Source organism: Kitasatospora sp. NPDC097691, assembly GCF_040302665.1.
GTDB lineage: Bacteria > Actinomycetota > Actinomycetes > Streptomycetales > Streptomycetaceae > Kitasatospora.
In genome coordinates this window covers 1-12,804 of sequence record NZ_JBEORY010000020.1, presented here as the reverse complement: position 1 = coordinate 12,804, position 12,804 = coordinate 1, and the positions used below count along the sequence as shown (strand labels likewise).

At 71.6% G+C, this 12,804-nt stretch carries 9 protein-coding genes, 1 pseudogene and 1 riboswitch; of the genes and pseudogenes, 8 read left to right on the top strand and 2 right to left on the bottom strand.

Annotated features, from left to right (window positions below; translation table 11 throughout):
• Positions 1-52: 52 nt before the first annotated feature.
• The gene (locus ABTY56_RS16520) at positions 53-1,105 is read left to right on the top strand and encodes a nucleoside triphosphate pyrophosphohydrolase (RefSeq protein WP_350629480.1); all 1,053 of its coding nucleotides are present in this window, start codon (positions 53-55) and stop codon (positions 1,103-1,105) included.
• A 5-nt stretch (positions 1,106-1,110) separates the two neighbouring features.
• Here ABTY56_RS16520 and ABTY56_RS16515 read toward each other — a convergent pair whose 3' ends face one another.
• A complete protein-coding gene (locus tag ABTY56_RS16515) occupies positions 1,111-1,536 on the bottom strand; it encodes an SDR family NAD(P)-dependent oxidoreductase (protein ID WP_350629478.1) in 426 nt (141 codons plus the stop codon).
• Between the two features lie 265 nt (positions 1,537-1,801).
• Here ABTY56_RS16515 and ABTY56_RS16510 point away from each other — a divergent pair, with 265 nt between their 5' ends.
• The 7 genes and pseudogenes from ABTY56_RS16510 to ABTY56_RS16480 all read left to right on the top strand — a co-directional run bounded on the left by ABTY56_RS16510 (position 1,802) and on the right by ABTY56_RS16480 (position 9,950).
• Positions 1,802-3,175, top strand: a complete 1,374-nt coding sequence (locus ABTY56_RS16510; protein WP_350629476.1) for a cytochrome P450 family protein — start codon at positions 1,802-1,804, stop codon at positions 3,173-3,175.
• A 243-nt stretch (positions 3,176-3,418) separates the two neighbouring features.
• Positions 3,419-3,587, top strand: a riboswitch (cyclic di-AMP (ydaO/yuaA leader).
• Positions 3,588-3,592: 5 nt separating this feature from the next.
• On the top strand, positions 3,593-4,384 hold the full coding sequence (locus tag ABTY56_RS16505; RefSeq protein ID WP_350629474.1) for a transglycosylase family protein: 792 nt from the start codon (positions 3,593-3,595) through the stop codon (positions 4,382-4,384).
• A 274-nt stretch (positions 4,385-4,658) separates the two neighbouring features.
• Positions 4,659-5,945 carry a phosphopyruvate hydratase gene (gene eno, locus ABTY56_RS16500; RefSeq protein WP_350629472.1) on the top strand — a complete coding sequence of 429 codons (1,287 nt, stop codon included), beginning with the start codon at positions 4,659-4,661 and terminating at the stop codon, positions 5,943-5,945.
• A gap of 118 nt (positions 5,946-6,063) precedes the next feature.
• Positions 6,064-6,546, top strand: a complete 483-nt coding sequence (locus ABTY56_RS16495) for an FtsB family cell division protein (RefSeq protein ID WP_350629470.1) — start codon at positions 6,064-6,066, stop codon at positions 6,544-6,546.
• A pseudogene (locus tag ABTY56_RS16490) lies at positions 6,518-7,033 on the top strand (DUF501 domain-containing protein); the annotation flags it as partial. The gene ABTY56_RS16495 and the pseudogene ABTY56_RS16490, both read left to right, overlap by 29 nt.
• 185 nt (positions 7,034-7,218) lie before the next feature.
• A complete protein-coding gene (locus ABTY56_RS16485; protein ID WP_350629597.1) occupies positions 7,219-8,154 on the top strand; it encodes a Ppx/GppA phosphatase family protein in 936 nt (311 codons plus the stop codon).
• A 428-nt stretch (positions 8,155-8,582) separates the two neighbouring features.
• Positions 8,583-9,950, top strand: a complete 1,368-nt coding sequence (locus ABTY56_RS16480; RefSeq protein ID WP_350629466.1) for an NAD(P)/FAD-dependent oxidoreductase — start codon at positions 8,583-8,585, stop codon at positions 9,948-9,950.
• 174 nt (positions 9,951-10,124) lie between these two features.
• On the opposite strand, the gene ABTY56_RS16475 is transcribed toward ABTY56_RS16480, so the two are convergent.
• Positions 10,125-12,683, bottom strand: a complete 2,559-nt coding sequence (locus ABTY56_RS16475; protein ID WP_350629465.1) for an ABC transporter permease — start codon at positions 12,681-12,683, stop codon at positions 10,125-10,127.
• Between the last annotated feature and the right edge of the window lie 121 nt (positions 12,684-12,804).

The following is a 12,804-nucleotide window of genomic DNA, read 5'->3' as shown; positions in this document are numbered from 1 at the left end:
CGGGTGGGACGAGGGCCGCAGGGGGTGGGGGTGGGCGGGTAGGTTCGGGGGTGTGACGACGAATGTTCCCGGTGCCAAGTTGATTCTGCTGACCACGACCCACCGGGTGGCTCCCGGGTTGCTGGCGTGGCCGGCGTGGGAGGCGTTGCGGGCGGCCGGGCGGGTGCTGGTGGCGGACGAGGGGCATCCGCAGGTCGCGGCGGTGCGGCAGGCCGGGGTCGTGGTGGAGGTGGTGGCGGCCGGGTCGGCGCCCGCGTTGGCGCGGCTGCTGACCGAGCAGCCCGCCGGGGCCGGGGCGACGGTGTGGCTCGGCAGCCCGGACGGGGATCCGGGGCTGACGGACGCGCTGGCGCGGCTCGCGGTGGAGCGGGCCGGTGAGGTGCCGGAGATCGAGGTGCTGCCGGGTTCGTACGACCTGCCGGGAGCGCGGCTGCTCGACCTGGCGACGGTGATGGACCGGCTCCGCTCGCCGGGCGGTTGCCCGTGGGACGCCGAGCAGACGCACGAGAGCCTGGTGAAGTACCTGGTCGAGGAGGCGTACGAGCTGGTCGAGGCGATCGAGGAGGGGGACCGGGGGACGCTCCGGGAGGAGCTGGGCGACGTGCTGCTCCAGGTGTTCTTCCACTCCCGGATCGCCGAGGAGCACCCGACCGAGGCGTTCTCGATCGACGACGTGGCGGGGGACATCGTCGAGAAGCTGATGTACCGGCACCCGCACGTCTTCGGGGACGTCGAGGCCGACGGCGCCGCCGAGGTGGAGGCGAACTGGGAGCAGCTGAAGGCCGCGGAGAAGGCGGACCGCGAGTCGGTGCTGGACGGCGTGCCGGCCGGGCTGCCCTCGCTGGCGTACGCGGCGAAGCTGGTGTCGCGGGTGCGCCGGTCCGGCTTCGCGGGGATGCCGGACGAGCCGTACGAGCTGCCGGCCGAGCTGACCGCGGAGTCGGCGGGCCGACTGCTGCTCGCGGTGGCGCAGCGGGCGCACGACGCCGGGGTGGACGTGGACGCGGCGCTGCGCTCGGCCGCGCGCGGTTACCGGGACGCGGTGCGCGCGGCCGAGGGCCTCAAGCCGGACGGGGAGCCCGGCGGGGAGCCGGACGGGGAGTAGGGCGCTCAGGCCGCCGTGGCGGTGCTCTCCACGGGGCGCCGCTGCGGCGGGACGAGTTCGCCGATGGCCTCGCCGACGAGGAAGACGAGTTCGGCGAGTCGTTCCAGGTCGAGGTGGTCGGGCAGGTCGGCGAGGGAGACGATCCGCTCGCCGTCCGGGCCGGCGACGGCGAACAGGTCGATCGGCCCGAGGTGCTTCTCCGCGGTGTCGACGAGGGCGGCGACGTCGCTGGGGCGGCGGATGTCGCCGGAGACGCCGACGACGGGGCAGCCCGGCCGGTCGAGTTCGGCGGCGAGGTCCTCGGCGATGCCGACGTGCTGGTCGGCGATCAGCATTCCGACGGTGCCGGCCGCGGCGAACCGGCGGGCGAGGTCGGCGCCCGACCCGCCGTCCAGTACCGCGATGACGACGACTGACCCGCTGACCCGCATGGTCTGCTCCTCCCTGTGGGCGACACCGCACCGGCGCCCACGCGTACTGCGGAGGATCGTAGGCACGACCTGACCCTCCGCAACAGGGATTACCCCTCAGGTGACCAGGCTCACGCCCGCCGTCCGGCCAAGACCTGTCCAAGAGCTGTCCACGGACCGTCCACGGGTCGTCCACGGAGTGTTGGCGCGCCCGTCGTGCGCCGTTGTCACGGGGGTCGTGAGCCGCCGGCGGAGGGGGAGCGCACCCACCGGATACGGTCGACCCATGCCAGCTCAGCCCGACCCCGCCCGGCCCGCCGCCGCCCCGACCGCCGACCCCGCCCGGCCCGCCGCCGCCCAGCCCGCCGACGCTGCTCCGCAGCTGTTCACCTGGGAGTTCGCCGCCGATCCGTACCCCGCCTACGCCTGGCTGCGCGAGCACGCCCCGGTGCACCGCACCACGCTGCCGAGCGGTGTCGAGGCCTGGCTGGTGACCAGGTACGCGGACGCCCGGCAGGCGCTCGCGGACGCCCGGCTGTCGAAGAACCCGGCGCACCACAGCGAGCAGGCGCACCGCACCGGCCGGGTGGGCATTCCGGGGGAGCGGCAGGCGGACCTGATGACGCACCTGCTGAACATCGACCCGCCGGACCACACCCGGTTGCGCCGGCTGGTGTCGAAGGCGTTCACCCCACGCCGGGTGGCCGAGTTCGAGCCGCGGGTGCAGCAGCTCACCGACCGGCTGATCGACGGCTTCGCGCAGCGCGGCTCGGCGGACCTGATCCACGAGTTCGCCTTCCCGCTCCCCATCTACGCGATCTGCGACATGCTGGGCGTGCCGGCCGAGGACCAGGACGACTTCCGCGACTGGGCCGGGATGATGCTGCGACACACGAAACCGGGACACGGCGGCAGCCAACGCGGCGGCGTGGGACGGGCGGTGAAGCGGATGCGGGCGTACCTGCTGGAGCTGATCCACCGCAAGCGCGCGGACCTCGGGGACGACCTGATCTCGGGCCTGATCCGCGCGAGCGACCACGGTGAGCACCTGACCGAGAACGAGGCCGCGGCGATGGCCTTCATCCTCCTCTTCGCGGGCTTCGAGACGACCGTGAACCTGATCGGCAACGGGACGTACGCGCTGCTGCGCAACCCGGGCCAGCGCCGGCTGCTGCAGGAGTCGGTGGCGCGCGGGGAGAGCGCGCTGCTGGAGACGGGCATCGAGGAACTCCTGCGCTACGACGGGCCGGTGGAGCTGGCGACCTGGCGGTTCGCGACACGGCCGGTGACCATCGGCGGGGTGGACATCCCGGTCGGCGATCCGGTGCTGGTGGTGCTGGCCGCCGCGGACCGCGATCCGGACCGGTTCGCGGACGAGAACACCCTGGACCTGGCCCGGGCGGACAATCCCCACCTGGGGTTCGGGCACGGCATCCACTACTGCATCGGTGCCCCGCTGGCCCGTTTGGAGGGGCGCGCCGCCCTGGCCACGCTGCTTTCCCGGCTGCCCGATCTGCAGCTCGCGGAAAGCCCGGAGAATCTGCGCTGGCGGGGCGGTCTGATCATGCGTGGCCTGCGGGAACTCCCGGTCGAATTCACTCCGGAGAGCCGCTCCCCGCATACGCCTCCGCACGCTCCTTCCGCGCCCCCGGCGAACTGACAAGAGGTGACGAAACGCCGGGAAACGTGCTGACGGAACGTCGCCCGGCAGGCTTCCAACGGGGCGTGAACGCCCATCAATGCGGACATAGTGGCGCCGTTGGTAGGCGATCGGACACGCGCCGTAATTTCTGTGTGATATCTGTGATATGAGCTTGTGATCGGTCTGAAGATCTGTCTACTCTCCCTGGAGTTCGCAGCTGCGGACCTCGTGCGCGGAACGCCGAATCCTGCCCGCCGCGTCACGGGAAACCGACCAGAACCCTGGGCAGGGGCGGGGGAACCAGGTTTGTTGCCGTTCCTCGACGGCTTGGGGTGAAGCCGCCCGAGCGGAATCGTTTCCGCGCACGGCGGCCGGGCCACCTCCCGGTCCGAACCCGACAGCTCACCTCGCAGGCGTGCGGAGAGGGACCTCTTCATGCTGTTCGTTGGAACTGGCCGTCACCGTCGTCGCACCCAGGCCGAGAAGGCCATCGCCGTCGCCGGTGTGGCCGGCGTCGGACTCGCGATGCCGCTCCTCACCGCCACCGGCGCCTCCGCCGCCCCGGTCTCCACCTGGGACTCCGTCGCCCAGTGCGAGAGCGGGGGCAACTGGAGCATCAACACCGGCAACGGCTACTACGGCGGCCTGCAGTTCACCTCCAGCACGTGGAAGGCGTACGGCGGCACGTCGTACGCGGCGCAGGCCAACCAGGCCAGCAAGGCGCAGCAGATCTCGGTCGCCGAGAAGGTGCTCGCCGCGCAGGGCCCCGGCGCCTGGCCGGTCTGCTCCGTCAAGGCCGGTCTGACCAAGGGCGGCGCCCCGGCGTCCGTCGACACCTCCTCGGACGCCAAGCCGCAGTCCGCCCCGCAGCAGCAGACGCCCAAGCGCCAGGCCCAGAAGCCGGCCGAGAAGCCGGTGCAGAAGCCGGTCGAGAAGCCCGTCCAGAAGCAGGCCCCGAAGCACGCCGCGCCCGACCGGGCCGAGAAGCCCGTCGACCAGTCGGCGCAGCAGTACGCCCCCAAGCACGCGGCCCCGCAGGCCGCCCAGCCGGCCCCGGCCGCGCAGACCGGTCACGACTACACCGTCCGCTCCGGCGACACCCTGTCGTCGATCGCCACCGCCCAGGGCGTGTCCGGCGGCTGGCACGCGCTCTACGACGGCAACCGCGGCACGGTCGGCGGTGACCCGGACCTGATCATGCCCGGCCAGGTCCTGCACCTCGGCTGAGCCCGTCCGCACCGGCACCGGTCCGGTGCCCGGGGTGCGCAGAGGGGGGTCGGTCCCACCGGCCCCCTTCGTCCGCATTCGCCCGCTCCGGTGGGACAAGCTGGGACAAGCAGGTGAACTACCGGTGGGTAGTGGGGCCACACGCTGAGACGGGACCGAGGCCGACGTGGCCTGGAGAGCCCGGGCGGTTAGGCTCTGGTCCGTAACGACTCCGCAATCGTCCCGCCGACAGCGTCACCGTCAGCGGGACCCTGCTTCCGCAAGGAGATGCCTCGTGCCGTCCATCGATGTCGTCGTAGCCCGTGAGATCCTCGACTCCCGCGGCAACCCCACGGTCGAGGTCGAGGTCGGCCTCGACGACGGCAGCACGGGTCGTGCCGCTGTCCCGTCGGGTGCCTCCACCGGTGCCTTCGAGGCCCTGGAGCTGCGCGACGGCGACAAGAACCGCTACTTCGGCAAGGGCGTGGAGAAGGCCGTCCTCGCCGTCATCGAGCAGATCGGCCCGGAGCTGGTCGGCTACGACGCCACCGAGCAGCGCCTGATCGACCAGGCCATGCTGGACCTGGACGCCACCCCGGACAAGTCCTCGCTCGGCGCCAACGCCATCCTCGGCGTCTCGCTGGCCGTCGCGCACGCCGCCTCCGAGGCCAGCGACCTGCCGCTGTTCCGCTACCTGGGCGGCCCGAACGCGCACGTCCTGCCGGTCCCGATGATGAACATCCTCAACGGCGGCTCGCACGCGGACTCCAACGTCGACATCCAGGAGTTCATGATCGCCCCGATCGGCGCGGAGTCTTTCTCCGAGGCCGTCCGCTGGGGCGTCGAGGTCTACCACACCCTCAAGGGCGTGCTGAAGGAGCGCGGCCTGTCCACCGGCCTGGGCGACGAGGGCGGCTTCGCGCCGAACCTGGACAGCAACCGCGAGGCCCTGGACCTGATCACCGAGGCCATCCAGAAGGCCGGCTACGTGCCCGGCCGTGACGTCGCGCTGGCCCTGGACGTCGCCGCCTCCGAGTTCTACCAGGACGGCGCCTACCAGTTCGAGGGCAAGGCCCTCACGGCCAACGAGCTCATCGAGTACTACGCCGAGCTGGTCGCCGCCTACCCGCTGGTCTCCATCGAGGACCCGCTGGACGAGTCCGACTGGGAGGGCTGGAAGGCCATGACCGTCAAGCTGGGCGACAAGGTCCAGCTGGTCGGCGACGACCTGTTCGTCACCAACCCGGCCCGCCTGGCCAAGGGCATCGAGACCGGCACCGCCAACGCGCTGCTGGTGAAGGTGAACCAGATCGGCTCGCTGACCGAGACCCTGGACGCCGTCGAGCTCGCCCAGCGCAACGGCTACCGCTGCATGATGTCGCACCGCTCCGGCGAGACCGAGGACGTCACCATCGCCGACCTGGCCGTCGCCACCAACTGCGGCCAGATCAAGACCGGTGCCCCGGCCCGCTCCGAGCGCGTCGCCAAGTACAACCAGCTGCTGCGCATCGAGGAGATCCTCGACGACGCCGCCGAGTACGCCGGCCGCGGCGCCTTCCCGCGCTTCAAGCACGAGGGCTGAGCACCCGCGCCAGCGCCAGCCTGACCGGTGCCCCGCCGTTCACCCCGTAGGGTGGACGGCGGGGCACCGTCGCGACCAGGAGGGGATACGGGAGATGGCAGGCTGGAGGATCCCGGGCTTGGCGGCCCGGCCTCGGTTCACGAGCCGGGCGACCGTCCTCGTCCTGGTGCTGTGCTCGCTGGTGGCGATCCTCGCCTACCCGACGCGGCAGATCATCTCCCAGCGCGCCGAGATCTCCGCCCAGCGGGCGAAGGCCGACCGCGTGCGCCAGCAGGTCGAGCAGCTGCGCCGGGACAGGGCCCGCTGGCAGGACCCGGAGTACGTCAAGGCGCAGGCGCGCGCCCGGCTGCACTACGCGGTGCCGGGGGAGACCCCGTACATCGCGGTGGACCCGGCCGGCCAGGCTTCCGCCAAGCCCTCCTCGTCCGCCGCCGGCGCCCCCGCCACCGGGGTGGCCGCCGGTCAGGCGACGGCCGCCAAGCCCTGGTACACCAGCATCTGGGACTCGGTCGACGCCGCCGACACGGCCGCGCCGGCCCCCGGCACCCCCCTTCCGCTCCCACCGTCCCCCGTTGGAGACACCTCCCCCCATGACCACTGAGAACCACCCCGCCGTCTCCGACGCCGACGTCGCGGCCATCGCCGCCCAGCTCGGCCGGGTGCCGCGCGGCCTGCGCGGTGTGGCGCACCGCTGCCCCTGCGGCAACCCGGACGTCGTGGAGACGGCTCCGCGCCTGCCGGACGGCACGCCGTTCCCGACGCTGTACTACCTGACCTGCCCCAAGGCCGCCTCGCTGATCGGCACCCTGGAGGCGGAAGGCGTCATGAAGGACCAGAGCGCCCGGCTCGCCGAGGACCCGGAGCTGGCCGCCGCCTACCAGAAGGCGCACGAGGACTACATCGCCCGGCGCGACGCGATCGAGGTGCTGGAGGGCTTCCCGAGCGCCGGCGGCATGCCGGACCGGGTGAAGTGCCTGCACGTGCTGGTCGGCCACTCGCTGGCGGCCGGCGAGGGCGTCAACCCGCTCGGCGACGAGGCGATCGGCATGCTGGAGGACTGGTGGGCCAAGGGCCCGTGCGTCTCCCCGGAGGAGGTCCGGGCGGCCGGTGAGCGGGTCGCCCGCAACCGCGCCAAGGACCAGGACCACGAGGCCGTGATCGCCGCCAAGCAGCAGAAGACCGCCCAGCGCGCCGCCAAGAAGCGGGCTGCGCAGGAGCCGGCCGAGGACGGGCCGGCCGAGGACACCGGCGGGCAGCAGGAGTCGCAGTGACCATGACCCGCGTCGCCGCGATCGACTGCGGCACCAACTCGATCCGGCTGCTGGTCGCCGACCTGGACCCGGAGACCGGGGAGATCACCGACCTCGACCGCCGGATGATCGTCAACCGGCTGGGCCAGGGCGTGGACCAGACCGGCCGGCTGCACCCGGACGCGCTGGCCCGCACCTTCGCGGCCTGCCGGGAGTACCAGGAGATCATCTCCGGCTTCGGCGTCGGCCCGGAGCGGGTGCGCTTCGTCGCCACCAGCGCCTCCCGGGACGCCGAGAACAGCGACGAGTACGTCAAGGGCGTGCGCGACGTCCTGGGCGTCGAGCCCGAGGTGGTGAGCGGCGAGGAGGAGGCGCGACTGTCCTTCCTGGGCGCCACCAAGGAGCTGACCGGAGGTCAGTTCCCCGCCCCCTACCTGGTGTTCGACCTCGGTGGCGGCTCGACCGAGTTCGTGCTCGGCGTGGACGAGGTGCAGGCGGCCCGCTCGGTGGACATCGGTTGCGTGCGGCTCACCGAGCGGCACTTCGGCGGCGCCGAGCTGCCCTCCGCGGAGCAGATCGCCGAGGCCCGGGCGCATGTGCGGGCCGAGTTGGACAAGGCCGAGGAGGTCGTCCCGCTGACCGGCGCGGCCACCCTGGTGGGCCTGGCCGGGACGGTCACCACGGTGTCCGCGATCGCCCAGGACCTGCCGGACTACGACTCGGCGGCGATCCACCACTCGCGCATCGGCCGGGAGCGGGTCGCCGAGATCGCCCGCGAGCTGCTGGCCGCGACCCACGCCGAGCGCGCGGCCATCCCGTCGATGCACCCGGGCCGGGTGGACGTGATCGCGGCCGGGGCGCTGGAGCTGCTGGAGATCATGGAGCGGACCGGTGCCGCCGAGGTGGTCGTGAGCGAGCACGACATCCTGGACGGCATCGCCTGGGGTATCGCCTCCTGACCCCCGGCAGGGCTTACCCGACCGGCCCCGGCGCCCCTTCCGGGGAGCCGGGGCCGGGGCGCGCCCGGGCCCGTGCGAAAAGGTTCGTGAATTTCTTCACATGACGACCCGGCCATTCGTCGCACCGGCTCGCCCGCTACGTCCGAATTGTGGGACCGAAGGCCTCTCGGTGGTGAGGCCCGCTGGATCGCAGGTCAGGGCTCGTTCGGGGTTTGAAAATCAAAATCGCGCGCGGGAACCCGGGCCCTGTACGGATCGTTGCTGCTCAGCAGGGTGGCACTCCGGCGTATGTTCACGAGGGGGCGCGAAGGGCTGTGAGCGTGTGCGTGGGTGCCGGTTTTGTGGCCGCGCAGTGTAGCACGGGGGGTCCGTGAGCTTGTGACCGGGCTCACGAAGGCTGCTCCGGACGGTGCTGGATACTTTCGGATATGAGCACCACGGAGCGTCCTCGCATCCTCATTGTCGGCGGTGGTTACGTCGGCCTGTATGCCGCGATGCGCATCCTCAAGAAGATGCGCTACGGCGAAGCGACCGTCACGGTCGTGGACCCGCGGTCGTACATGACGTACCTGCCCTTCCTCCCCGAGGCGGCCGGCGGCAACGTCGCGCCCCGCAACCTCGTCGCGCCGCTGCGCAGCGCCCTCAAGCAGGCGGAGGTGCTGACCGGGTCCGTCACCGGCATCGACCACGCCCGCAAGGTCGCCACCATCCAGCCGGCGGCCGGCGACAGCTACGAGCTGCCCTTCGAGTACCTGGTCGTCGCGACCGGCTCGGTCTCCCGCACCTTCCCGATCCCGGGTCTGGCGGAGAACGGCATCGGCATGAAGACGGTGGAGGAGGCCATCGGCCTCCGCAACCACGTCATGGCCCAGCTCGACAAGGCCGAGTCCACCACGGACGAGGAGGTCCGCCGCAAGGCCCTGACCTTCGTCGTCATCGGCGGTGGCTTCGCCGGCATCGAGACGATCGCCGAGATCGAGGACATGGCGCGCGACGCGTCCAAGCTGTACCGGACCGTCAGCCGCGACGACATGCGTTTCGTCGTGGTCGAGGCCGCCAACCGCATCCTCCCGGAGATGGGCCCGGACCTCGGTCTGTGGACCAAGGAGAAGCTCGAAGAGCGCAACATCGAGGTCTACATCGAGACCTCGATGGACTCCTGCGTCGACGGCCACGTCGTGCTGAAGAACGGCATGGAGATGGACGCCTCCACCATCGTGTGGACGGCCGGCGTGAAGCCGAACCCGGTGCTGGCCGAGTTCGGCCTGCCGCTGGGCCCGCGCGGCCACGTCGACACCGCGCCGACCCTCCAGGTCCAGGGCTTCGACTACGTCTGGGCCGCCGGCGACAACGCCCAGGTCCCGGACCTCGCCTCCGGCGAGGGCGCCTGGTGCCCGCCGAACGCGCAGCACGCCTGCCGTCAGGCCGTCGTCCTCGGCGACAACGTGATCTCCGGCATGCGCGGCTTCCCGCAGAAGGAGTACAAGCACAAGAACCTCGGTGCGGTCGCCGGTCTCGGCCTGCACAAGGGCGTCGCGATCCTCTTCGGCAAGTACAAGCTGAAGGGCCGTCCGGCCTGGTGGTTCCACCGCCTGTACCACGGCGCGATGGTGCCGACCTTCAACCGCAAGGTCCGCGTCTTCACCGACTGGACCCTCGCGATGTTCCTGAAGCGCGAGATGGTCGGCCTCTCCCAGATGGAGAAGCCGCAGCTTCCGATCCAGGAGGTCACCCCGCCCACCAAGCCCGTCGAGGCCGCCAAGCCGGCCGCCGACAAGGAACTCGCGAGCAAGTAAGCGACTGAGACCCCGGTGTGGGAGCACCGGGGTATGAGTCGGAGGCCCTCCGCCCGGCAGCGTTGCCGGACCACGACCTCCGTGGTGCTCAGCCGGCCCTGTGACCGGGCGGAGTACAGCAGTACGAGAGCCCCTGCCGGAATCCTCCGGCAGGGGCTCTCCGCGCGTCCCGGGTCAGTCGGTCTTGATGCTCGACAGGATGTCCAGCCCGGCCGCCCGGCGGGCCGGCCAGATCGCGGCCACCAGGCCCACCAATCCGGCGAGCGCCAGGAACAGCGCCAGCTGGCCGTATGGCAGGACGGTGGTCAGTCCGGCCAGGCTGGACTTCAGGGTGCCGTTGATCGCCCAGGCGATGAAGCACCCGAGGGCCAGGCCGATGCCGGCGCCGAACAGCGAGATCACCACGGACTCCAGACGGACCATCCGCTTGATGCCCCGGCGGTCCAGGCCGATCGCCCGCAGCATCCCGATCTCGCGCTTGCGCTCGAAGACCGACATCGCCAGCGTGTTGATCACGCCCAGGATCGCGATCAGGACCGCCATGCCCAGCAGGCCGTACATCAGGTTCAGCGCGAAGGTGATGGTCTGGCTGAAGCCGTCGCGGACGTCCTGCCTGGACTTCACCTCGATCACCGGGTTGGCGCCGGTGGCGTCCTTGAGCGACTGCTTGAGCGTGTCGGTGGCGCCGTCCTTGCCCTTGACCAGGACGTCGGAGACGTACGGCTTCGGGTCGTGCTTGGCGATCTCGCTGTTGGCCAGCAGGGCCGGGCCGAGCATGCCGCCCGTCTTGTACACGCCGCCGACGGTGAGCTGCCCCTTGGAGTCGTCCGGGTAGGAGACGGCCATGGTCGAGCCGGTGGTGACGTTGGACTTCTTGGCGACGTCCTCGTCCACCAGCAGCTGGCCCTTGCCGAGTGCGGCGGCGGACCCGCTGGTCAGCTCGATGTCGACCAGCTGGTCGAAGGTCGCCGTGTCCAGGCCGGTGATCGACCTGCCGGTGCCGTCGAGCTGCCAGTACGCGGTGGTCATCGGCGAGGAGGCCGCCACCCCGGGTGCCTTGGCGATCTGCGCGGGCACCTGGTCGGAGAGGGTCATGCCGTTGGCGGTCGAGACGATGTAGTCGGCCTTCATCGAGCTGGTGACGGCCCGGTCCACCACGTCGGTCACCGAGGCGCCGATCACGGTGAGGCCGCTGACCAGGGTCAGGCCGATGGTGAGCGCCGCGGCGGTGGCCGCCGTCCGGCGCGGGTTGCGCACCGCGTTCTGCTGGGCCAGCTTGCCGGGTGTCCCGCCGAGGCCGCGCAGCAGCGGGCCGATCAGGGCCACCACCGGGCGGGAGAGCAGCGGCAGCAGGACGAACACGCCGATCAGGGCCAGGAACGCGCCCAGGCCGACCGGCAACCGGCCGTCGGTGCTGCCGGTGGAGGCGCCGTAGCCGATCAGGGCCAGACCGCCGGCGGCGAGCAGCGAGCCGATGGTGTTGCGGACGATCAGGCTCTTCTGGGAGGCCGGCTGGTCGCCGCTGCTCATCGCGGCCACCGGGGCGATCCGGGCGGCACGCAGGGCCGGCAGCAGCGCCGACAGCACCGTCACCACGACGCCGACCACGAGGGTCACCGCGACGGTCAGCGGCTTGATCACCAGGGCGCCGCTCGGCATGTTCTCGTTCAGACCGACGATCAGGGACTGCATCCCCGCGCCGATCCCGACGCCCGCGGCCAGACCGGCCACCGCCGAGACCGTGCCGATCACCAGGGCCTCGACCAGCACCGAGCGGGTGACCTGCTTGCGGCTGGCTCCGACGGCCCGCAGCAGCGCGAGCTCCTTGGTGCGCTGGGCGACCAGCATGGTGAAGGTGTTGGCGATGATGAAGATGCCGACGAAGAGCGAGATGCCGGCGAAGACCAGCAGCATCGTGCGCATGTTGTCGGTGCCCTTGGCGATCATGCTCTGCTCGTCGGCCTTGAGCTTGGCACCGGTCTCGACGTCGAACTGACTGCCGGACGGCACCGTGGGCCGGACCTGGGCGAGCAACGCGTCCTCGGAGGTGCCGGGCCTGGCGGTGAGCACGACGCCGCTGTAGCGGCCGGGCTCCAGGAGCAGCTGCTGGGCGGTGGCCTTGTCGAACAGGGTGAGCGTGCCGCCGGTGTTCACCACCGGGTCGTCGGTGGTGAAGACACCGGTGAGCTTCGCCTCGATCACCGGGCCGTTGGCGGCCACCCGCACGGTGTCGCCGACCTTGTAGCCCGCCTTGTCGGCGGTCCTGCGGTCGAGCGCGATCTCCTTGGCGTTCTTCGGGCCCTGGCCCTCGGCCATCGGGTAGCGCGGGTCCTTGCCGTCCTGGCCGGGGGCGAAGTTGGCGCCCTTGGCGGCCCAGAACTGGCCGATCAGGTTGCCCTTGCGGTCGGCCACGCCGGTGAAGCCGCTCACCACGCCGCGCGCGCCGGCGGTGCCCGGCAGGGCGGCCAGCTGCCGGAGGGTGGCGTCGGTGAGCGCGGCGGAGCCGCTCTCGCTCTTCTGCTTGGCGCTCGCGCCGGAGCCGGCCGCCTGGTCCACCACCTGGACCGAGACGTCCGAGTAGCTCTTGGAGTTGCTGTCCCGCATGGCCTTGCCGAAGGTGTCGGAGAAGACCATGGTGCCCGCCACGAAGGCGGTGCCGAGCATGACGGCCAGCGCCGTCATGAGCAGTCGGCCCTTGTGGGCCAGCACGTTGCGCAGTGCGGTGCGATACATGGGGTGTCCTGGGAAGGGTCGGTGAGCGGGCTTCGGGACCTCGGGCTGTCGGGCCCTGGCTGGGTGTGGCTCTAGCTGGTGCGGCCCTTGGCGTCGAAGCGGCGCATGCGGTCCAGGACGG

Excerpts from the sequence above, each read along its gene's own strand:
- ABTY56_RS16515 (WP_350629478.1), bottom strand. The coding sequence starts at position 1,536 with ATGCGGGTCAGCGGGTCAGTCGTCGTCATCGCGGTACTGGACGGCGGG.
- ABTY56_RS16510 (WP_350629476.1), top strand. The coding sequence starts at position 1,802 with ATGCCAGCTCAGCCCGACCCCGCCCGGCCCGCCGCCGCCCCGACCGCC.
- ABTY56_RS16505 (WP_350629474.1), top strand. The coding sequence starts at position 3,593 with ATGCTGTTCGTTGGAACTGGCCGTCACCGTCGTCGCACCCAGGCCGAG.
- ABTY56_RS16485 (WP_350629597.1), top strand. The coding sequence starts at position 7,219 with ATGACCCGCGTCGCCGCGATCGACTGCGGCACCAACTCGATCCGGCTG.
- ABTY56_RS16480 (WP_350629466.1), top strand. The coding sequence starts at position 8,583 with ATGAGCACCACGGAGCGTCCTCGCATCCTCATTGTCGGCGGTGGTTAC.
- ABTY56_RS16475 (WP_350629465.1), bottom strand. The coding sequence starts at position 12,683 with ATGTATCGCACCGCACTGCGCAACGTGCTGGCCCACAAGGGCCGACTG.